The organism is Dyadobacter sp. HNCC25DJ186, assembly GCF_056895235.1.
Genome location: NZ_JBXHAS010000001.1, coordinates 127,628 through 149,309 on the forward strand (window position 1 = coordinate 127,628; position 21,682 = coordinate 149,309).

General features: G+C 41.1%; 18 protein-coding genes. 11 read left to right on the forward strand and 7 right to left on the reverse strand.

All coding sequences use genetic code 11. The features are described 5' to 3' along the window. Positions 1-141: 141 nt before the first annotated feature. Positions 142-714, forward strand: coding sequence for an HNH endonuclease (locus tag AC1XUO_RS00625; protein WP_483327827.1), 573 nt, complete (start codon positions 142-144; stop codon positions 712-714). A gap of 25 nt (positions 715-739) precedes the next feature. On the opposite strand, the gene AC1XUO_RS00630 is transcribed toward AC1XUO_RS00625, so the two are convergent. After that, positions 740-1,036: a HesB/IscA family protein gene (locus AC1XUO_RS00630; protein ID WP_483327828.1), complete on the reverse strand. Its 297-nt coding sequence runs from the start codon at positions 1,034-1,036 to the stop codon at positions 740-742. A 237-nt stretch (positions 1,037-1,273) separates the two neighbouring features. On the opposite strand from AC1XUO_RS00630, the gene AC1XUO_RS00635 reads away from it, so the two are divergent. Next, positions 1,274-1,795, forward strand: coding sequence for a DUF7935 family protein (locus AC1XUO_RS00635; protein WP_483327829.1), 522 nt, complete (start codon positions 1,274-1,276; stop codon positions 1,793-1,795). A gap of 66 nt (positions 1,796-1,861) precedes the next feature. Further along, the gene (locus tag AC1XUO_RS00640; protein WP_483327830.1) at positions 1,862-4,270 is read left to right on the forward strand and encodes an endonuclease MutS2; all 2,409 of its coding nucleotides are present in this window, start codon (positions 1,862-1,864) and stop codon (positions 4,268-4,270) included. A gap of 111 nt (positions 4,271-4,381) precedes the next feature. Here AC1XUO_RS00640 and AC1XUO_RS00645 read toward each other — a convergent pair whose 3' ends face one another. Then, positions 4,382-5,635 carry an MFS transporter gene (locus AC1XUO_RS00645; protein ID WP_483327831.1) on the reverse strand — a complete coding sequence of 418 codons (1,254 nt, stop codon included), beginning with the start codon at positions 5,633-5,635 and terminating at the stop codon, positions 4,382-4,384. A gap of 243 nt (positions 5,636-5,878) precedes the next feature. Between AC1XUO_RS00645 and AC1XUO_RS00650 the strand changes: the two genes are divergently transcribed. From AC1XUO_RS00650 to AC1XUO_RS00675, 6 genes are all read left to right on the forward strand, one after another. Continuing rightward, complete coding sequence (locus tag AC1XUO_RS00650) at positions 5,879-7,009, forward strand: Gfo/Idh/MocA family protein (RefSeq protein ID WP_483328650.1); 1,131 nt, start codon at positions 5,879-5,881, stop codon at positions 7,007-7,009. A gap of 110 nt (positions 7,010-7,119) precedes the next feature. After that, positions 7,120-8,265, forward strand: a complete 1,146-nt coding sequence (locus AC1XUO_RS00655; protein WP_483327832.1) for a Gfo/Idh/MocA family protein — start codon at positions 7,120-7,122, stop codon at positions 8,263-8,265. Between the two features lie 226 nt (positions 8,266-8,491). Beyond that, positions 8,492-8,716, forward strand: a complete 225-nt coding sequence (locus AC1XUO_RS00660) for a four helix bundle protein (RefSeq protein WP_483327833.1) — start codon at positions 8,492-8,494, stop codon at positions 8,714-8,716. Further along, the gene (locus AC1XUO_RS00665; protein ID WP_483328651.1) at positions 8,706-8,858 is read left to right on the forward strand and encodes a four helix bundle protein; all 153 of its coding nucleotides are present in this window, start codon (positions 8,706-8,708) and stop codon (positions 8,856-8,858) included. Before AC1XUO_RS00660 ends, AC1XUO_RS00665 begins: the two co-directional genes overlap by 11 nt. Positions 8,859-9,068: 210 nt before the next feature. Then, positions 9,069-10,121, forward strand: coding sequence for a sugar phosphate isomerase/epimerase family protein (locus AC1XUO_RS00670; RefSeq protein WP_483327834.1), 1,053 nt, complete (start codon positions 9,069-9,071; stop codon positions 10,119-10,121). A 193-nt stretch (positions 10,122-10,314) separates the two neighbouring features. Continuing rightward, on the forward strand, positions 10,315-13,686 hold the full coding sequence (locus AC1XUO_RS00675) for a ThuA domain-containing protein (RefSeq protein ID WP_483327835.1): 3,372 nt from the start codon (positions 10,315-10,317) through the stop codon (positions 13,684-13,686). Positions 13,687-15,475: 1,789 nt separating this feature from the next. Here AC1XUO_RS00675 and AC1XUO_RS00680 read toward each other — a convergent pair. The 4 genes from AC1XUO_RS00680 to AC1XUO_RS00695 form a co-directional block, all read right to left on the reverse strand. Then, positions 15,476-16,294: a TIGR02757 family protein gene (locus AC1XUO_RS00680; RefSeq protein WP_483327836.1), complete on the reverse strand. Its 819-nt coding sequence runs from the start codon at positions 16,292-16,294 to the stop codon at positions 15,476-15,478. Further along, complete coding sequence (locus AC1XUO_RS00685; RefSeq protein ID WP_483327837.1) at positions 16,281-16,493, reverse strand: hypothetical protein; 213 nt, start codon at positions 16,491-16,493, stop codon at positions 16,281-16,283. Before AC1XUO_RS00685 ends, AC1XUO_RS00680 begins: the two co-directional genes overlap by 14 nt. A 91-nt stretch (positions 16,494-16,584) precedes the next feature. Next, positions 16,585-17,556, reverse strand: a complete 972-nt coding sequence (locus tag AC1XUO_RS00690; protein WP_483327838.1) for a septal ring lytic transglycosylase RlpA family protein — start codon at positions 17,554-17,556, stop codon at positions 16,585-16,587. Then, the gene (locus tag AC1XUO_RS00695) at positions 17,557-18,348 is read right to left on the reverse strand and encodes a DUF4905 domain-containing protein (protein WP_483327839.1); all 792 of its coding nucleotides are present in this window, start codon (positions 18,346-18,348) and stop codon (positions 17,557-17,559) included. It abuts the gene before it with no gap. Positions 18,349-18,404: 56 nt separating this feature from the next. Here AC1XUO_RS00695 and kdsB point away from each other — a divergent pair, with 56 nt between their 5' ends. Together kdsB and porX are read left to right on the forward strand one after the other, a co-directional pair. After that, a complete protein-coding gene (gene kdsB / locus AC1XUO_RS00700) occupies positions 18,405-19,145 on the forward strand; it encodes a 3-deoxy-manno-octulosonate cytidylyltransferase (protein ID WP_483327840.1) in 741 nt (246 codons plus the stop codon). A gap of 159 nt (positions 19,146-19,304) precedes the next feature. Continuing rightward, positions 19,305-20,870 carry a T9SS response regulator signal transducer PorX gene (porX, locus tag AC1XUO_RS00705; RefSeq protein WP_235149097.1) on the forward strand — a complete coding sequence of 522 codons (1,566 nt, stop codon included), beginning with the start codon at positions 19,305-19,307 and terminating at the stop codon, positions 20,868-20,870. Between the two features lie 75 nt (positions 20,871-20,945). Here porX and AC1XUO_RS00710 read toward each other — a convergent pair whose 3' ends face one another. After that, entirely contained in the window at positions 20,946-21,623 is a 678-nt protein-coding gene (locus AC1XUO_RS00710; RefSeq protein ID WP_235149096.1) for a cell division ATP-binding protein FtsE, read from the reverse strand. Positions 21,624-21,682 lie beyond the last annotated feature (59 nt).

Genomic DNA, 21,682 nt, shown 5'->3' on the forward strand with positions numbered 1-21,682 from the left:
GTCAATAATGAGTAAAAAGAAATAAGAAAAACTTTTGTTTTACAACGTTCATTACTAGTATTAAGTCTTCAACGTTGTGGTATTACTTGATCGTTACAATATTTTAAAAAAGTTTTCAATACAATAATCGAATGTCAACCAATGAATGAGCCAACGATAAGCCGGAGTTTTTGGAATGAGAAATGGGCTAAAATCATATTTGCCGAAATAGAAAATGCACCTCACTATGAAGTGTCCAACTACGGAAGGTTAAAAAGTTTTCAAAATAACCCGAAAGATGGTGCGATTATTAAAGGATCGGTTATCCAGGGATATCGCTCTTTGAACATTCGTGCGGCTGGCGGTAAGACGATCAACCGGTACGTTCATAAGCTCGTTGCAGAACATTTTGTTAACAAAGCCAGTGACGACCACGCATTCGTAATTCATACAGATTTTGAAAAACAAAATAACTATTACGAGAACCTGAGATGGGTAACTAAAACGGAGATGATCGATCACAATCGTGAAAACCCTGCTTTTATAAATCGTGTAATCCCGCGCCGAACCAAAAATTACAAACTGACGGAAAGCAAGGTCAGGATCATTAAAAAATTGCTTAAAAATGACAATAACCGCCTGAAAATGATTGCAAAGCAGTTTGGTATCACGCATACACAATTGAACAGAATTCGCTCAGGGGAAAACTGGAAACATGTAACTATTGAAGACTAATACTGTTTAATTTTCTGGTCGTTTTTCATTTCTTCTCCGGGGCAGAAACCGTATAACCGCTCCCGTTCATACCCTCTTCATAATCAACCAGAACGCCGAGCACATACATTAAATGTCTTTTGTCGATGATCACTTTTACGTTATCTATTTTATAAATCTGATCAAAATCAGAAGCTGTATCGAAGCCAAGTAAAAATGTGCCGCTGCACGAGCCACCGCGTATGCCTACTCTAAGCCCGTATGTATCGGGTATTTTATTCGCTTGCAGTGTTGTTATTATTTCAGTTTTGGCTTTATCCGTAAGCTGAATTGGGTTTTCCATGTACTCGGTCAATTAATTTTCTTCTGGATCACCCATTGACAGTATGATTTATGAAGATGTCATATTTAATGTGGCAAAATCTGCATAGCCTTTACCACTGGCTTGGGCAAGGATTTCCTAAGTGCTAACAGTAAACTGCACCTTTCAATTCGCATTTAATTTATTTTCTTCCTTCTTTTTTCGTTTATCTTGTAATTTTACGTTTCATCCCGAAACTAAATTACCGCTAACCAGGCTATGGAATTTTATATGTTACTAAGTGTCGTGATCATAGGTGCCGTTTTCACCTATGGAATATACATGACGATTACACAAGTTGCTGAAAAAATTTTTCAAAAACAGCGTTTTGATTTACATAATAAAAATACTGAAATAACGCTGCCACTGCGCCTGCAAGCCTATGAACGAATGTGTCTGTTTTTAGAACGAATTACGCCTAATAATTTGTTGCTTAGATTAGTACCATCCGCTTCTAACGCACTGGAATTACAACACATTCTCCTGCACGAAATTCGTGAAGAATTTAATCATAATCTTGCTCAGCAGATTTACATTAGCGACGAAGCCTGGGGACATATCGTAAATGCCATGAATGAGATTGTCTCCGTAATTAATCAGGCTGCACCGGAAGTAGAATCTGAGGCGCCGGCGTCTGAGCTGGCAAAAAAGATTTTCGCGCAGGTCATTAATAAAGAAACACAACCTACAACCCATGCACTTTCATTCTTAAAACAGGAAGTTCAGGGTGTATTTAAGTAAATAATTATCACGACTGATTGTATCATCAACAAAAATCCGGTCGTCTAAAATTCGAATTACAGGAAAATGTTATACCCCAATACGATTGAACAAAAGTTAGGTTTTGACAAACTGCGCGAACTTTTAAAAGAAGCTTGTATAAGTCCGCTTGGACGCAGTTATATTGAAAAAATACGCTTTTCAGACAACTTCGGGATGGTTGAAAAACTGGTCAGCCAAACCGCCGAAATGAAGAAAGTGATGGAAATCGGTGAAGATTTCCCATCACAAAATTATCTGGACGCGACGCCTTTTTTGAAACGTGCGGCCATCGAGGGTATGCTTTTAACATTGGAAGAATTTTCAGACTTGAAAGCTTCCCTGCAAACCATTCGCCTTTGTCTTCGTTTTTTCGAAAATCAGGAACCGGAAGCCTTTCCACTTTTAAGTGAATTCGCCAAAACTGTTCGTGTCGATAAAGCCATAACAGATTCCATTGATAAAATAATTGACGACCGCGGACAAATACGCGACACAGCTTCACCCGAATTAGCGCGGATCAGGAAAAAATTGATTTCAGAACAAGCAGGTATCAGGAAAAAACTGGATACGATGCTTCGCACGGCTAAAAGCAGCGGCTGGATCACCGAGGATGTTTCGCTGACTGTGCGTAACGGCAGGATGGTTATTCCGCTGGCAGCCGAGCATAAGCGTAAATTGAAAGGTTTTATTCATGATGAATCATCGACAGGACAAACTGTTTTTATAGAACCGACTGATGTTTTTGAATCCAACAACGAAATTCGTGAGCTTGAATATGAAGAGCGCCGGGAGATCAACCGGATATTAATGCATCTTACGGATCAGCTCCGGCCATTTGTCCCGGACTTACAAAAGGCCTATGCTTTTTTAGGATTGATGGATTTTCTTCGGGCGAAAGCAAAAATTGCCATTCAAATGAATGCGACAAATCCGACTTTTGTAAACAAACAGTTCATTGACTGGAAAGATGCCCGGCATCCGTTGCTTCATTTATCTTTTCAAAAACAAGGGAAAAAAGTTGTTCCGCTGAATATTGAATTGCAGGATAAACAGCGTATTTTAATCGTTTCCGGACCCAACGCCGGAGGGAAATCTGTTTCGCTGAAAACAGTTGGTTTAATACAGTACATGTTTCAGTGCGGGTTGCTGGTTCCTATGGCTGACGGTTCTTCGATTGGTTTTTTTCAAAATATTTTTATTGATATCGGTGATGAGCAATCACTGGAAAATGATTTGAGTACATACAGCTCACATCTTACCAACATGCGTTATTTCCTTACGCTGGCCAATAAGAGGACGCTATTTTTGATCGATGAATTCGGAACGGGAACCGAGCCGGGACTTGGCGGTGCTATTGCGGAGGCAATTCTGGAAGATCTGACAAAGTCTGGTGCTTATGGTGTAATCAATACGCATTACACAAATTTAAAGGTCCTGGCAGACAAAACGGAAGGCTTGGTAAACGGTGCGATGCGATTTGACGGAGAACATCTGGAACCGATTTATCAGCTTGAAATTGGAAGACCGGGAAGTTCATTTGCATTTGAAATTGCATCGAAAATCGGGTTGCCCAATACAGTGATCAATCGTGCAAAAGACAAACTGGGAAAACAGCAGGTTAGTTTTGAAAAACTATTGAAAGAGCTGGATATTGAACGGAAGGTTTTTGCTGAGAAAAATATTGAGGTGGGTATTAAGGAAAGAAAACTTGCGCAGCAACTTTCAGAATATACCAAACTAAAATCCAGTCTTGAAAACAACGAGAAGAAACTTGTTAACGACGCGAAACAAAAGGCAAAAAATCTCCTTGCCGATGCCAATCAGCTGATTGAAAATACGATTCGGGAAATCAAGGAAAACAAGGCGGAGAAGGAAAAAACCAAAACAGTCCGGACAGAGCTGGAAAAGTTCGGCAAGAAAAATCTTGTTCTGGAAGAAGTTGAAGAACTTCCGTCTGAGGATAACGTTTTTGAGTCGGAGGACGGAGCGATAACGATCGGCAGTTATGTGAGAATTACAGGGCAAACCGCCATCGGCGAGGTATTGGCGCTAAAAGGAAAAGATGCGGAAATACGTATTGGTGACTTGAAATCAAATATTAAACTGAACCGTCTTGAAAAAGTTTCCAACAAAACTTACAAAGCGGCAACAGGTGAAAAGAAATTGAAAGTAGCTTCCAAAGGCGTTGACCTGAATGAGCGGATGATGAATTTCAGTTTCAATCTGGATATTCGCGGAAAACGTGGAGAAGAAGCGCTGGGTGTGTTGGATTCCTTTATGGACAACGCAATCATGCTCGGTTATGATGAACTTCGCGTCGTACATGGCAAAGGAGATGGGATTTTGCGGACGCTCATACGCAATCATTTGCGCGGCTATTCCCATGTTTCAAGTATGCAGGACGAACATCCGGACCGCGGTGGAGCGGGTGTTACGATTGTTAAACTTAAATAATTTTCATAATTAAAAAGAAGATTCATAGAGGAAAAATAGAGAGGGCCACAGAGTTATATTTCTCTGTGGTCCTCTTTTTGAACTCATTTTACCTCAGTGTAACCTAAGAATTTATAGCTGCGGCTGTTGCGCCAATTGCGCTTCATCCACATGCCCACCAGATTTTGGATTACCTTTCCAGGCCCATAAGATGATAAACGCTACGATCAATATCAGCGGGAAAGTTAACATAGTTGCAAGTGTAGACTGACCAGCTGCAAGTTCTAATGCCGATCCTGTAAGTCCTTTTGCTGCATTTTCAGCATTGGCCTCATCAATCCAAGCACCGATAAATGGTTGAAAGATCGAAGTCGACAACATCCCTACCCCACCGATGATTGACATTCCTAAGGCACCACTTAAAGGTACGCGCTGGGCTACAAACCCGATCATGATAGGCCAGTTGAAACAAACGCCAAGACCGAAAATCACAGCTGCGAGATATGCAATAGGACCTGTCACGGTGCTAAACATATAAATTCCTATCGCCGCCAGGATTGAACCGCCAAACAAAACGCCTGTTTGTCCTAAACGAGCCACAACTGGTCCTGTGAAAAGTCTTCCAAGCGTCATTACACCGAAGGTTAACGCTAAAACTAACATGGCATCTGCTCCGCTACTGCTCAAAACAACTGTAACCCATTGGTTAGGACCAAACTCGGTAATGGCAGTCATTGCCATACAGCAGAATATGAAGATGTATAATGGAGTAAGCATCGCCTGGAAGTTTTTCGCGATTGAAGTTACACCTTCCACTTTCGGCTTAGGGAATGCCTGGCCGAAGAACAAGAATGCGTAAACTACCGTAGGAAGCATCAATATCCAAATTTGGGTTTGCCATGATGAACCGGCGCTGGTCATGAATTTAGAGATCAAACTACCGATGACAATCCCGCCCGGGAACCACATGTGAAACCGGCCAAGCATTTTATTTAATTTGCTGCTGGTATACATATCGGCGATCATCGGGTTACAGGCTGCTTCGGTACAACCGTTCCCAAATCCGATAAAGAATGTTGAGATCAATAAACCAGCGTAACCGCCTGCATAAATGGTAAGTATAATACCCAAAGTGTGCGCTACTACTGCAACCTGCATGATAATTTTTGGCCCTACGGAGTGATAAACGATACCACCAATAATCATTGAAATCGGGAATCCGAAAAAGAACATTGAATTGATAAAGCCTAACTGCTCAGCTGACAGGCCGAATTCTGTTCCTAACTGGGGAAGGATACCTGCCCTGATACTGAAGGAAAAGGCCGTGGTAATAATGGCAAGACAACTGGCGAGAAACAGCCGGGAATGATTAACAGTTTGAGCCATGTGAGCTAAAGGTTTTAATATTTAAGTGAAATAAAGGTTAATACGGATTGTTATAATTTTTGTGTAAGATTTTCACAAAAAAAACAAATAATTGCTAATTCTACTACTCAATCTTCATTTTGAGACACATTTTTTCTATGTTAAATATATCTTTGTAAGAAGTAAGAGTGACCGTTACTACTCTTTTGAATGTAAAATCTTTTTAGAAACTTTAAACCCAGAGGAATGTCACGAAAGATAAGGATGGGTATGGTGGGTGGAACGCTCGACGCTTTTATCGGCGGTGTTCACCGTCGTGCCGCTATCATGGACGGAGAAATTGAACTGGTTTGCGGTGCTTTTAGCTCGTCTCCCGATAAATCGAAAGAAACTGGAAGAGCCCTTTATTTACCCGATGACCGCGTTTATGCGAATTTTGAGGAGATGATCCTTAGAGAAAAACAGCTTCCCGAAGGTGAACGCATGGATTTTGTATCCATTGTAACTCCTAATCACGTTCACGCTGCCCCAACAAAGCTGGCTCTCGAAAATGGTTTTCACGTAGTTTGTGATAAACCCATAACACTAACTGTTGAGGAAGCAGAAGAAATTGTTGAACTGGTGGAAAAAACCGGTTTGGTATTCTGCCTGACCCACAATTATACCGGATACCCTATGGTGAAAGAAGCAAAAGAAATGATTGCTTCGGGTGCCATTGGAAAAGTTCGTAAAGTGATTGTAGAATATCCGCAGGGATGGTTGTCTACATTGGTGGAAGTAACCGGAAACAAACAAGCTGCATGGAGAACGGACCCAAGCAAATCAGGTGCGGGTGGAGGCTTGGGGGACATCGGAACGCATGCTGAAAATCTTGCTGAATATATCACAGGATTAAGAATCACACAACTTTGTGCAGATCTGACCATTTTCGTTGAAGGCCGCCAGCTTGATGACGACGCCAACGTTTTGCTTCGTTTTGACAATGGCGCAAAAGGTATTCTTCAAAACAGCCAGATTGCGAATGGAGAAGAAAATGACCTGAACATCCGTGTTTACGGAGAAACAGGAGGTTTGCAATGGAGGCAAATGGAACCTAACACGCTGATCCATAAAACACAGCAAGGCGTCAGACTGATCCGTACCGGAGTTGGTAATCTGTCAAAAGCTGCCCAGGTGCATACCCGCATTCCTGCCGGTCATCCGGAAGGATACTTTGAAGCATTTGCTAATCTATACCGCAACTTTGCCCTTCATGTCCGTGCCCACTGGGAAGGTAAAAAGGCCGATCCGGTTTATGATTTTCCGACGGCTCAGGATGGTTTACGCGGAATGAAGTTTGTACAAACTGTAATCGCTTCTGATAAATCTGACACAAAGTGGACAACATTTGAGTAGATGTTGGAAAAATCTATATTTGAAGATCGGAACTTGTTCTGGTCTTCTTTTTGAATTTTGAGCATATCCCATACCTTTAAAATATTTTTCACAATCCTTTTACCTTTTTTATGACTAAAATAAAAGTTGGTGTAGTTGGTACCGGTTTTATCGGCCCTGCCCATATCGAAGCGCTTAGACGACTTCCTAATGTAGAAGTAGCTGCGCTCTGTGAAGTAACTGCTGAGGCAGCCAAAGAAAAAGCAGACGCATTGGGAATTGCCCGTTCTTATACATTTGATGAGTTGCTTAAACAGGACGATATTCAGGCGATCCATATTTGTACACCTAACTTCCTTCACTTTTCCCAATCAAAAGCAGCTTTATTGGCTGGCAAACACGTAATTTGTGAAAAGCCGTTAGCTAAGGATCTTGTTGAAGCGGAAGAACTTGTTGCGCTTGCTGCCAAAACTGGTTTGGTAAATGCCGTTCATTTTAACCTGCGTTACTACCCGTTGGCACGCCAGATGAAATCAATGCGTGAGCGTGGAGAGCTTGGAGAAATTTATTCTTTCATCGGTTCTTATCTTCAGGATTGGTTATTCTACGAAACGGATTATAACTGGCGACTTGAACCAGACAAATCAGGCGATTCCCGCGCCATTGCAGACATCGGTTCTCACTTGATGGATATACTGGAATATATCACTGGCCTGAAAACGGTTGAAGTTCTTGCAGATTTTAATACAATCCACAAGACACGGAAGAAGCCGTTGAAAGCGGTGGAAACTTATTCAGGCAAAATGCTTCAGCCGGAAGATTATGCTGATGTGCCTATCACAACAGAGGATCACGCAAACGTGCTGCTTCGTTTTGATAACGGAAGCAAAGGGGTAATCACGGTGTCACAGGTTTCTGCCGGTCGTAAAAACCGTATGACTCTGGAAATCTCTGGTTCAAAGAAAACATTCAACTGGACTTCTGAGGCGCCAAACGAAATGTGGATTGGTAACCGCGATAAGAGCAATGAAATATTAATGCGTGATCCATCGCTTGTGAACGACGATGTCCGTTCATTGATCACATTCCCAGGCGGACATAACGAAGGCTTCCCGGATACATCGAAACAGATGTTCAAAGAAGTCTACGCTGCCATCGCAGAAGGCAAACAACCTGAAAACCCTACTTTCCCAACCTTCGCAGACGGTTACCGCGAGTTGCTGATCTGTGAAAGAATCCTGGAAAGCAACAAAAAACAAGCGTGGGTGGCTGTATAATTTTGAATGAGTGAATGATAGAATGAGTGAATGAGTGAATGAGTGAATGAGTGAATGTTTGGCTCATTCGATGTTGATTGATAAGGATTGATTCTTTGAATACATTTAAGAATTCTCTCCAAATCCAAAAAAAAGCGATTCGAGCCACTTAGTTTGTATCCGTCCATTCTATCATTCACTCATTCTATCATTCCCACATTCTATAACTCTATCCTTCAACATTAAAATGACACACACTAAGGAAGAATTTGTAAGTGCTTTGAAGGATAGAACTAAGCAGTTTGTTCTAAGAAGTATAAAGTTATTTAAGGCGCTGCCTTCTTCGGAAGAAGCCCGTATTATTGGAAAACAATTTCTGAGATCAGCGTCATCAGTCGGAGCAAATTATCGGGCGGTATGCAGAGCCCGGAGTAACAGAGAGTTTTTTTGCCAAACTAAGTATTACGGTTGAAGAAGCTGACGAATCGTTATTCTGGCTCGAAATAATTTCAGATTCCGGAATCTTACCGATTGAAAAAATAAATAATTTAATGAATGAAGCAGAAGAAATTTTAAAAATTTTATCCAAAGCGAGAAGTAATTCGAGACAATAGTAATGAGTGAATGATAGAATGAGTGAATGAGTGAATGTTTGGCTCATTCGATGTTGATTGACAAGGATTGATTCTTTGAATACATTTAAGAATTCTCTCCAAATCCAAAAAAAAACGATTTGAGCCACTTAGTTTGTATCCGCCCATTCTATCATTCACTCATTCTATCATTCTCCAATTCACTCATTCCATCATTCAACATTAAAACTCATGAAAACTATAAAAGGACCAGGAATTTTCCTTGCTCAATTTTTGGGTGACGAAGCTCCGTTTAATACGCTTGACGGTTTAACGACTTATATGGCCGATCTTGGGTATAAAGGCGTTCAGTTGCCGATTTGGGACCCAAGGATTATTGATGTAAAACTTGCTGCAGAATCTCAGACTTATGCTGACGAACTGAAAGGAAAATTGAAAGACAAAGGTCTGGAAATTACAGAGCTTGCTTCGCATATTATCGGACAGCTTGTGGCCTCTCATCCTGTTTACGACGATATGTATGATGGTTTCGCTATTCCGGAAGTACGCAAAAATCCAAAAGCAAGAGCCGAGTGGGCTGTTCAGCAGCTAAAATATACGGCTGTTGCCAGTAAAAATCTTGGACTTACAGCAAGCGCGACATTCTCAGGTGCCCTGGCCTGGCCATTCCTTTATCCATGGCCTCAGCGCCCGGCGGGATTGGTTGAAACTGCTTTTAAAGAACTTGCAGCGCGCTGGAAACCAATTTTGGATGTTTACGACGAAAACGGCGTGGATGTTTGTTACGAACTTCACCCTGGCGAAGATCTTTTTGATGGTGCTACTTTCGAAATGTTCGTAGATTATCTGGACGGTCATTCAAGAGCAAATATTAATTATGACCCTAGCCATTTCGTATTGCAGCAGCTCGATTATCTGCAATTCATCGATCTTTACCACGACCGTATCAAAGCGTTCCATGTGAAAGATGCTGAATTCAATCCAACCGGAAAACAAGGTGTATACAGCGGATTTGCAGGTTGGGCTGACCGCGCTGGTCGTTTCCGTTCTCTGGGGGATGGGCAGGTGGATTTCCCGAGTATTTTCTCCAAACTTTCACAGTATGATTATGACAGCTGGGCAGTATTAGAGTGGGAATGCTGCATCAAATCGCCGGAACAGGGTGCTGCGGAAGGCGCTCCCTTTATTGCGAACCATATTATTGAAGTCACGACAAAAGCCTTTGACGATTTCGCAGGTACAGGTGCTGATGAAGCCTTTAACCGCAGAATTTTAGGACTTTAAATAAATAGTTGTCTTAATAACAAGTATAATAAAAACCTATCGTTCTTATGACTGATAGGTTTTTTTATTTAATACTTTGTATCCTTCCGGGAAATCAACTATTTTGTCTAGAAAACTCTACTCCAAAGTAATCCATGACTTGTTACAAAAACCCAATAAACCGATAATGAAATATTATTTATCTTCAAAACCTATGAGATACCTGAGCGCATTTTTTCTCGCCTCTTGTGTTTGTTTTGCCGCAATTGCTCAAAAAGTCACCCCTGAAAAACGTATTCTTGTATTCTCTAAAACCGCAGGTTTCCGGCATACTTCAATTCCGGCCGGCCGGACCGCACTTATTAAATTAGGTAAAGAAAACGGTTTCGGTGTAGATACCACAGAAAACGCAACTGTTTTTACAGAAAAAAACCTGAGAAAATACAGCGCCGTTATATTTCTTAATACGACCGGAAATATTCTAAACGATACCCAGCAGGAAGCTTTTGAACATTATATTCAGGCTGGCGGCGGTTACCTCGGCATTCACGCAGCGACTGACACCGAATATGACTGGCAATGGTATAACAAACTGGCAGGTGCTTATTTTGCAAGTCACCCGGGAAATCCTAATGTTCAGGAAGGTGAGGCATATGCTGTAAATAAAAATCATCCTTCTATGGAAGGCTTTCCTGATCGCTGGAAAATTAAAGACGAATTTTATGATTTTAAAACCTTCAACCCTCAGGTTACGGTTCTTGTGAACATTGATGAAAAATCATATAAAGATGGCAAAATGGGAGATAACCACCCCATGTCATGGTTCCATGAATATGATGGAGGAAAAGCATTTTATACCAACTTCGGCCACGAAGATGCTACTTTTTTGAATCCTGTATTTTTAAAACACCTGACCGGAGGTTTAAATTACGTAATGACTTCCTCGCTTGATTATTCAAAAGCACGCCCGGAAGAAAACCGTTTTACTAAAAAAGTATTGGTAAGCAAACTGGATGAACCGACGGAATTAGTCGTTCTGGATGACCAGCGCGTTTTGGTAGCTGAAAGAAAAGGAAAGCTGAAACTGTACAATCCTAAGACGGGAAAAATGAAGATCGCTGCCGAAATTCCGGTTTATGTTAAACAGGAATACGGTCTGATGGGTTTGAATATTGACCCAAATTTCAAAACGAATAAATTGGTTTATTTATACTATTCTCCTCCATCAAGTGAGGCAGATACCGCACAACACTTATCACGTTTCAAATATGACGACGTGAAGGATACATTGCTTTTATCGACAGAGGAGACATTATTGACGGTACCTGTTAAAAGGACAGATTGCTGCCATACGGGCGGTTCGATCGCCTGGGATGCGAAAGGAAATCTTTACCTGTCAACAGGCGACGATGTTAACCCATTCCAGTCCAACGGATATGGTCCAATTGATGGACGCCTGGGGCGTGAAGGCTGGGATGGCCGCCATTCTTCTTCCAATACAAACTCTTTGAGAGGAAAAATTCTGCGTATCAAACCTCGTTACGGCGATCGTCGTGCGAATATGCCAGGCGGAACTAATCTTTATGACATTCCGGAAGGAAACCTCTTTTCAGCAGGCACAGATAAAACACGACCAGAAATTTATGTGATGGGAACCCGTAACCCTTATCGTATTTCGGTTGATCAGCACACCGGTTATGTGTATTGGGGTGATGTTGGACCTGATGCTTCAAACGATGATCCAAAGCGTGGCCCTCGCGGTTATGATGAAGTGAACCAGGCAAAAAAAGCAGGTTATTTTGGTTATCCACTATTTATAGCCGACAATAAACCATATATCGAGTTTAATTTCGCCGATAGCACTTCCGGCAAACCATTCGATCCGGCCGCACCGATCAACGATTCGCCACACAATACAGGATTGAAAAAGCTGCCGCCAGCACAGCCTGCGTTTATTTATTATCCATACGCCGATTCGCCTGAATTTGGTCCGATCGTTGGAAAAGGTGGCCGTAATGCCATGGCCGGACCTGTCTTTTATTCTAATGACTATCAGGAAAGTAAAAGCAAATTCCCAAATTATTACAACGGAAAATTCTTCGCTTACGACTGGATTCGCGACTATATTAATGTGGTGACGATGGATAAAGAAGGAAATTTGGTGAACATGGAGCGTTTCATGCCGAACGGTAAGTTCAGTCATCCGATCGATATGCAGTTTGCCAATGATGGATCTTTGTATACATTGGAATATGGCCCGAACTGGTTTGCCCAAAACGATGAGGCCAGTCTTTCACATATCACTTACAACGCAGGAAATCGCGTTCCGGTCGCAGCTGCGAAAGCAACAAACACGACTGGTGCTGTTCCATTAAAAGTAACGTTTTCATCAAAAGGGTCTATTGATTATGATGGAGATCCTGTAAAATACGAATGGTCGTTTGGTAAAGGTTTAGGAAAAAGCGCTTTACCAAATCCTACTTTTACATATACCAAAGCGGGTGAGTACACTGCCATTCTGAAAGTGACAGACAATGCCGGGAACAGCAATACTTCGGAAGTGATAATTAAGGCTGGTAATGCAATTCCACAGGTCGACGTAGCCATAAAAGGAAATAAAACATTTTATTGGAATGACAAGCCTGTTAATTATGAAGTTGCCGTTATTGACAAAGAAGACGGAAGTCTGGTAAAAAAGTCAATTCCCGAAGACGAAGTAACACTGACAATTAACTATCTGGAAGGTTACGACAAAACGGTTCTCGCACAAGGACACCAGGCAAATACAGGATTTGATACAGGAAAGCGTCTTATTGAACTAAGTGACTGCAAAGCCTGCCACTCGGTAGACAAAAAATCCATCGGTCCTGCCTATATAGAAGTTGCAAAAAGATATGAAAAGGAAAGAAATTCACTAAAAACCCTAACGGACAAGGTGATCAAAGGAGGAGGCGGAGTTTGGGGAGAACAAGCGATGGCTGCCCATCCGCAACACAAACCGGAAGAAGTTGAAGAAATGGTTAAATACATTTTGTCCCTTTCTAAAAAACAGGTTGTTGAGAAGAAGCCTTTGAAAAGTTCGTATGTAACAGAAGCCAAGAAAAAAGACGGTTCGTATATTTTCACAGCAAGTTATACCGACAAAGGCAATGGTTCGATGGGGCCTTTAACGGGATCGAAAACAGTAGCGTTACGCCCTGCAAAAATCCAGGCAAATACGTTGGATGATGGTAAGGGCTTTATGAAGTTTAAAACACCTGCTGGCCCCGAAGTTGTTTTAGGTTCAGCGGATGGAAGTTTTATCGCTTTTGATGATATAGATCTTACCGGAATTTCGAGCATGTCCGTTGCCGTAGTTAGTTCGGAAAGAACAGCAGGCGGAACTTTGGAAGCAAGACTTGATTCACCTTCCGGATTAAAAATCGGCGAGGCAAAAGTTGAAACATCTGGCACGATTAATCTCGCTACGACCGCTCCGGTGGATAACAAAAAACACAAAGTCGTTTTTGTTTATAAAAATCCGCAAGCAAACGGAAAGCCGCTTTTCGCAATTGATTCCATTGAATTCAAAGAAAACGCCATGTAGTTTTGACTTTAAATTATTCAATAAAAAATCCCTGTCAGTTTCGCTGTCAGGGATTTTTTATTGTTTCGTTTTATTTACAATGAATTGCCTAAAATTCGCGAGCGAGTTATATCACCAACTTCGGGGATTGGGTCTCGGCTCATTCTATCATTCCTATAATACTGTCAACCCTTCGGGTTTGTTTTTAGACAGAATTACTAATCGTTTTTAGTTTCGATATATCAGGATATAGCACAATCCCGAAGGGATGAAATTATTGTAGTTGAAGATGAAGTGAACAACCGTCAAAACCCTGAAAGGGTGACAGCGTTATATCAAATTATCTTTTGCTTTCAAATTAGAAAATCTTCCTTAGCGAACCCTTCAATTCCTAAACCAAATAAAGCGAAATCGCACAAAACAGGATCGTTTGGATTTAAAGTGTCCAGCATGGCTATCAAATCGAATTCCCGAGCGGGATATGTCACCCACTTCGGGGTTTGGATCCCGGCTCATTGGATCATCCTCCATAATAATTTCAACCCTTCGGGTTTGTTTTCCAGATGGCCGCAAGCCATAAATTATTCTGGCATTTGTGGTTTCGATTCTAATATATTTTTGAATTTTTTATACAATCCCGAAGGGATGAAAGTATTGTAGTTGAAGATGAAGAGAGCAACCGTCAAAACCCTGAAAGGGTGACAGTGTTATGTAAAAATCTTCTGCTTTCAAATTAGGAAATCTTCCTTAGCGAACCCTTCAATTCCTAGACCAAATCATGCGAAATTGTATAAAACCGAATCGTTTGGATTTAGCGTGTGCAAAGCCTAATTCGACTTCACGAGCGAGTTATGTCACCCACTTCGGGGTTTGGGTCCAGGCTCATTCTATCATCCCTATAATACTGTCAACCCTTCGGGTTTGTTTTTAGACAGAATTACTAATAGTTTTTAGTTTCGCTATATCAGGATATAGCACAATCCCGAAGGGATGAAATTATTATAGAAAAGAGAAAAATCAACTATCCAAACCCTGAAAGGGTGACAATATTAATACCTAAGACATAGTTCCAATTATAAAATTCCTCCTTAACCAAACGTTCAATCCCAAAACCAAATCATGCGAAATCGTATAAAACAGGATCGTTTGGATTTAAAGTGCCCAGCATGGCTATCAAATCGAATTCCCGAGCGGGATATGTCACCCACTTCGGGGTTTGGATCCCGGCTCACGGGATCATCCTCTATAATAATTTCAACCCTTCGGGTTTGTTTTCCAGATTATGGCCAAGCCTTGATTGTTCTGGAATTTGGTTTTCGATTCTAATATATTTTTGATCTTTTTATACAATCCCGAAGGGATGAAAGTATTGTAGTTGACGATAAGGTGAGCAACCGTCAAAACCCTGAAAGGGTGACAGAATTAATTCCAAAAATCTCATTTCGAATTAAAAATTCCTCATTGGCGAAACCTTCAATCCCTAAACCAAACAATGCGAAATCGTACAAAACCGGATCGTTGGATTTAACGCGTGCAAAGCTTAATTCGAATTCCAGAGTGGGTTATGTCACCCACTTCGGGGTTGGATCCCGGCTCATTGGATCATCCTCTATAATAATTTCAACCCTTCGGGTTTGTTTTCCAAATTAATGCCAAGTCTTGATTGTTCTGGAATTCGGTTTTCGATTCTAATATATTTTTGATTTTTTTATACAATCCCGAAGGGATGAAAGTATTGTAGTTGACGATAAGTTGAGCAACCGTCAAAACCCTGAAAGGGTGACAGTGTTATATCAAAAATCTTTTGCTTTTAAATTAGAAAATCTTCCTTCGCGAAACCTTCAATGCCCAAACCAAATAAGGCGAAATCGTACAAAACCGGATCGTTTGGATTTAACATGCGCAGGGATCCTGTTAATTCGGTTGCTGTTCGCCAATCCGTTATCGGTCTTTGAATCAAACCCAATTTCCTGGCGATTCTATCCACGTGAACATCACAGGGACAAACCAATTGCGATGGCATAATCGTATCCCATATCCCAAAATCAACACCTTTGTTATCTTTTCTCACCATCCATCGTAAAAACATATTTAATCGCTTACAGGATGATTTCCGCACCGGCGTGGCAATATGTTTCCTAGTTCTGATGGGGAAATTTTCTGAGTCGCTGAAAAGGTCATGAAAACCTATCAGTCCGTTTTCGATGGTAACATCAGTTGCCGACATATGGCTGCTGAAAGCATATTCCAGAGAGTCGTGTTGTTTATAAAAATTTTGAAAGAAATGGAGAAAGTAAAGCGTATCCGTAGCGTTGAACGTCCGGTGCTTGAAATTTAAAAATTTTTCAAGATCACTGTCCTGGTGGTTTTTAACAAAGTCATAAGGCGCGTGATCCATCAATTCTGATAATTCCAGACATTTGTTAATAATCGTTTTTCTCTGTCCCCAGGCAAGCACCGCGGCCCAGAAACCCATAATTTCTATATCTTGCTTTTTAGAAAATCGATGCGGAATACTGATGGGATCGTGAGGAATAAAATCCGGCTGATTGTATTCCTCAGCTTTTGATTCCAGTAAATCGGTAATAGATTGTGATATGGGCGTTAATTCAACTTCAATGTTCAGCATGACTTTTTCCTAACACATAAGCCAAAGCTTTCGAAATCCCCGAGAAGAACATGACGATGCAAGAAAAAACGAAAGTAAAAACAGCGACAAAAGGATACATGAGTGTAAACAAAACACTCCACAATTTATATCCGGTAGTCTTTTTCAGTGCTGCTCTTTCTTCTTCTCTTTTTGATCTGAACTCGGGTGAATGTTTCATTTACGTGTATTTTCAGAATTTAATTTGTGATGAGAGACTTATGATATCTGATTGATAAACCAATCCGCCTTCTTAAAATTTCCTCGTTCCGCTAATTGGTCTCCAAATAGCTGATCACTGCCCTGAAACGCTTACTATTCGGCGAAACTTTTTCAAAGGCACGGGACGATAACTTGATGATGATATCATCATTAACGCTGGTTTCCGGAATTCTACCGATAACACGCACAATGATTTTTTCCTGATTGTATTCGTTCAAAACTTCAACCAACGCGCCGATTGGAGCATTTCGGTGGAGTGCAAGAAATTTACTCGTACTCTCGTCTGTTTCGATAACTTCTGCCAGCCCGGATTCTGATTTCCGTTTCCCTGTCACAACTTTTGGAGGAGCAACCTCCTCAACCGGTTTCATCACTTTTTCTGCAACTGCTGCCTTGGCCCGAACAGAGTCTTTCACAACATTTGTTACGACCTTTTTAGGCTCCGGTACCGGAACTGGTTTCGTTTTTTCTGCACCTTTCTCGCTAACAATCAGCTCTTGCCCTTCTGTCAAATTATCATCTTTCAGATTATTCCATTTGCGGATATCTGCCATCAAAACGCCATATTTTACTGCAACACGGTAAAGTGTTTGTCCCGCTTCAACTTTGTGAATTCCGTTAGGGGCAACAGCAACCTTAGCATCAGCCGTCGAAGTTGTCGACGCTGGTGGAGGTAACGGTTTTGCATCCTTTGCCGCAGGTTTCACTTCCTCTTTTTTAGCTTCTTCCTTTTTTGCTTCTTTTTTACTAACTCTCGGTGTGTAGGGAACTCGAAGCGTTTGTCCTAATTGGACAGCATCACTAATCCCGGGATTTGCATCACGAAGTGCCTGTATGGTTGTACCATACTGCCTCACAACAGCAAACATAGTCTGACCTTGATTTACCTTATGCAAAACATAAATCTTACCTCCTACCTTCTCAAACCCTATCGAATCCACTGCACTAACACCATTCGCACGGGCATTCACCGCTCCTGTTAAAAAACCTGCCAAAATGGCTAGGTACACTATGTATTTCATTCAGTCAGAAAATGTTAAACTCGAAAATTCATTATTATTTTTTAGATATACCAACACTCCGTTTTTCAGCAACATGGTCGACTGGCCAACGCCATCGCGTCCTTCTGATAACCGCTCCTGAAATACGATTTCCTTTTTATCTGTCACGATAAGAAGATATTGTACTATCTTTTCTTGCTCGTAAATATAATAAGAAAACATCATATAGGGCCTTTCGTCCAGATAATCGATACAAATGGGTCGGGAAATACCCACAGTTTCCGATAAAAAGGACGACAGTCGCTCAAAATAGACATTCTTTTCCTTGTAACGAACAGGTTGTTTTAAAATTATTTCCTGAGAAGTTTGTTTCATATCCCCAGAAAGCTCCGACAATTCAGCCGAATCAGCATCGCAGATCGCATATTGAAATTTATCTCCCCGCTGGGTTGCAACCTCCACTTCTTTTCCATCTAACGTCCGGACCAGTACGTAATTAGGCAATGCCCAAAGTAAATTGCCGTCCATGGCAGAGACCGACAGCAAATCCGTTGGCTGAGGCAAATCCGGATAGCGATAATTATGTAAAAACAAATGCTGATTTGAAAATGCTGTCAACGAAGTCCACCAATCTGCGCCTTCTGGCGTAACTTGCCAGCGTAATCCCGGAATAGACAGATCAATTATCGCAAATGACACTTTCTTTTCCGAACTTTCCCGCAATTCTATAGCCCATTCATTGCTATATGGGTCGGGGTGAGGAAGTATCCGCCAAATATTTTGTGAGAACGTATGTGAAAAAACTTTTTGCAATTTTTAGCTTTATTTTGAAACAAAATTTCGGATAATATCATTCAAACTATAAACACGTGCAAATACTAGGTATAATACCGGCTCGCTATGCGTCTACCCGTTTTCCCGCCAAGGCATTGGTCGATATCGGGGGAAAATCGATGATTCAGCGTGTCTATGAACAATCTTCCAAAGCTACACAACTCAGTCAGGTTATCGTAGCAACCGACGACGAAAGAATTTTTGGCCATGTGGAAAATTTTGGCGGAACAGCGGTTATGACTACTACTGATCATCAAAGCGGGACAGACAGATGTTATGAGGCTTTGACAAAAACGCAAGGAAAATTTGATTATGTGATTAATATTCAAGGCGACGAGCCATTTATTAGTCCTGAGCCTATAAATAACCTTGCCGAAGAGTTGGACGGCATAATAGAACTCGCCACACTGGTGAAAATTATTGATTCGGAAGATATTTTATTTAACGTAAATGTTCCGAAAGCAGTATTGAATAAGCGAGGGGAAGTTTTATATTTCAGCAGGCAGACAATTCCTTATTTGCGCGGCGTGGAAACTGAAAACTGGCTTAAAACGCATACCTATTACAAACATATCGGCATTTACGCTTACCGCGTGGATGTGCTTGCTGAGATAACAAAACTCGATGTTTCCGCGCTTGAAAAAGCAGAAGCCCTTGAACAGCTCAGGTGGCTGGAAAACGGATATTCGATCAAGGCGGTTGTTACCTCCGACGATTCGCATGGTGTGGATACACCTGATGATCTTGACCGCGTGACACGCAGATTTTTATCTTAAATTAACAGATTTCAAAGTAACAAATCCAGTAGCAAAAGCGCCCCTTGAAGTTGTTATTTTCTTCTTAATTTATGTTAAAACACTGTTTTTATAATACCAGATCATTCTTTGGCACGTTAATTTTCTTTGTTTAACTATTACTAATTGAAAAACCAACCTATGCAATATAACATCCTTTGGGCTGATGATGAAATAGATCTTCTTAAACCACATATCATGTTTTTGACCAATAAGGGGTATAATGTTACACCTGTCAACAGTGGAGCAGATGCCCTTGACCGCATTGAAAATGACCGGTTTGATATTGTTTTTTTAGATGAAATGATGCCGGGTATGACCGGACTGGAAACCCTTGCACAAATCAAACAAATGCAGCCAATGCTTCCGGTTGTGATGATTACAAAAAGTGAGGAAGAACATATCATGGAAGATGCCATCGGTTCAAAAATCGATGATTATTTGATAAAACCCCTTAATCCAAACCAGATTTTACTTTCTGTTAAAAAGATTCTTGATAATAAAAGACTCGTTACTGAAAAGACTACATTAAGTTATCAGCAGGAATTCAGAAATCTTGCCATGCAATATCAGGACAGAATCGGGCATGAGGAATGGGCTGATATCTATAAAAAACTGATTTACTGGGAATTGGAACTTGAAAACTCCGACGACCAGGGAATGTCGGAAGTTTTCAGCATGCAAAAAAGTGATGCAAATGCGAATTTCTGTAAATTCATTGAACAGGAATATGAAGGCTGGCTGAATGATCCGAAAGCTGATCGTCCGATTCTTTCTCATCAATTGATGAAACAGAAGGTATTCCCTTACCTGAAGCAATCAACCGAGCCCGTCTTCTTTTTACTGATCGATAATTTCCGTTATGATCAATGGAAAGTGATTCAGCCGATCATTCAGGAATATTTCAACGTGGAGGAAGAAACTTCCTACTACTCGATTCTACCTACGACTACGGGTTATGCGCGTAATGCTATTTTTTCCGGTATGATGCCGAGTGAAATGGAGCGCAAACATCCGCAATGGTGGGTAAGTGACGAAAACACACCGGATGGTGAAGAAGGTTTGAATAATCATGAGTTTGATTTTCTTCAAAAACAATTGGAGACAAATCATTTTAATATCAAGTCTTCTTACAATAAAATCCTGAATACCAACCAGGGAAAATCGCTCATCGACAATTTTAACAATTTGTTAAACAACCAGTTAAACGTGGTGGTTTATAATTTTGTGGATATGCTTTCTCACGCGCGCACAGACGTGCAGATGATCAAGGAACTGGCACCGGACGAATCTGCGTATCGTTCCATCACCAAATCCTGGTTGATGCATTCTCCGCTTTTGGATTTTATCAAAAAAGTGGCTGAGAAAAAGTGCAGACTAATTTTAACGACTGACCACGGTATGATTCGCGTTCAGAAACCGGTTAAAATTATCGGATACCGGGAAACCAATACAAACTTACGTTACAAACATGGAAAAAACCTGGGCTTTGACGACAACCACTTAATGGTATGCCGCAAGCCAGAGCGAATTTTCTTGCCAAAACCGCACGTTTCGACTTCTTACGTATTCACAAAAGAAGACTACTTCTTCGCATATCCGAACAACTATAATCAATATGTAAACCTTTACCGTGATACCTTCCAGCATGGCGGTGTTTCACTTGAAGAGGTTATTATTCCGTTTATTGATTTGACGGCTAAGTAAAATTTCACTTCATTTCAACAAAAAAGAGACCTGAAGATAAATTTTCAGGTCTCTTTTTTGTGTTATTGAATATTTTTATCCTTCCGTTACACTTCCATTTTCACATTTAATGGTACGCGCTGGAAATTTTTTGAGAAACTCGTAATTGTGTGTCGCCATCAAAATGGCTGTACCTGCATTATTGATCGTCCTGAAAACCTGCATGATCTGATCACCAACTTCCGGATCAAGATTTCCCGTAGGTTCATCTGCAATCAGGATTCTTGGCTCATTGAGCATTGCACGGGCAATGACCACCCGCTGCTGCTCACCGCCCGAAAGCTGATGCGGCATTCTTTTTTGCGAAGTCCCCAAACCAACCTGCATCAACACTTCTGCGATACGTTTGGAAATTTTCGATTGCTGCTCCCAGCCTGTTGCTCTCAAAACAAACGACAAATTATCTTCAACCGAACGGTCAGAAAGTAACTGAAAATCCTGAAAAACGATACCAATCCGGCGCCTTAAAAATGGAATATCAACACGTTTGATGTTATGCAGCTCGTACCCTACCACCTTTGCGGAACCGGTATGCAGCCACAGATCTCCGTAAAGTGTTTTCATCAAAGAACTTTTTCCGCTGCCTGTACGCCCGATCAGGTATACGAACTCACCATTTTTTATCTCAAAATGGACATCATTTAAAACAGGCCGGTCACCCTGGTAGATATCTGCCCGTTCCAGTCTTACAATAGGCTCTGTTGAATCTGTCATAGTTGATCAATAAAATAATCAGGTTTTGAGAAAAGAGGTTAGGCATTTAGTTTCCTAAA

Bases quoted from the DNA above. Each gene is read 5' to 3' on its own strand.
- AC1XUO_RS00625 (WP_483327827.1), top strand. From the start codon at position 142: ATGAATGAGCCAACGATAAGCCGGAGTTTTTGGAATGAGAAATGGGCT.
- AC1XUO_RS00630 (WP_483327828.1), bottom strand. From the start codon at position 1,036: ATGGAAAACCCAATTCAGCTTACGGATAAAGCCAAAACTGAAATAATA.
- AC1XUO_RS00635 (WP_483327829.1), top strand. From the start codon at position 1,274: ATGGAATTTTATATGTTACTAAGTGTCGTGATCATAGGTGCCGTTTTC.
- AC1XUO_RS00640 (WP_483327830.1), top strand. From the start codon at position 1,862: ATGTTATACCCCAATACGATTGAACAAAAGTTAGGTTTTGACAAACTG.
- AC1XUO_RS00645 (WP_483327831.1), bottom strand. From the start codon at position 5,635: ATGGCTCAAACTGTTAATCATTCCCGGCTGTTTCTCGCCAGTTGTCTT.
- AC1XUO_RS00650 (WP_483328650.1), top strand. From the start codon at position 5,879: ATGGGTATGGTGGGTGGAACGCTCGACGCTTTTATCGGCGGTGTTCAC.
- AC1XUO_RS00655 (WP_483327832.1), top strand. From the start codon at position 7,120: ATGACTAAAATAAAAGTTGGTGTAGTTGGTACCGGTTTTATCGGCCCT.
- AC1XUO_RS00660 (WP_483327833.1), top strand. From the start codon at position 8,492: ATGACACACACTAAGGAAGAATTTGTAAGTGCTTTGAAGGATAGAACT.
- AC1XUO_RS00670 (WP_483327834.1), top strand. From the start codon at position 9,069: ATGAAAACTATAAAAGGACCAGGAATTTTCCTTGCTCAATTTTTGGGT.
- AC1XUO_RS00675 (WP_483327835.1), top strand. From the start codon at position 10,315: ATGAGATACCTGAGCGCATTTTTTCTCGCCTCTTGTGTTTGTTTTGCC.
- AC1XUO_RS00680 (WP_483327836.1), bottom strand. From the start codon at position 16,294: ATGCTGAACATTGAAGTTGAATTAACGCCCATATCACAATCTATTACC.
- AC1XUO_RS00685 (WP_483327837.1), bottom strand. From the start codon at position 16,493: ATGAAACATTCACCCGAGTTCAGATCAAAAAGAGAAGAAGAAAGAGCA.
- AC1XUO_RS00690 (WP_483327838.1), bottom strand. From the start codon at position 17,556: ATGAAATACATAGTGTACCTAGCCATTTTGGCAGGTTTTTTAACAGGA.
- porX (WP_235149097.1), top strand. From the start codon at position 19,305: ATGCAATATAACATCCTTTGGGCTGATGATGAAATAGATCTTCTTAAA.
- AC1XUO_RS00710 (WP_235149096.1), bottom strand. From the start codon at position 21,623: ATGACAGATTCAACAGAGCCTATTGTAAGACTGGAACGGGCAGATATC.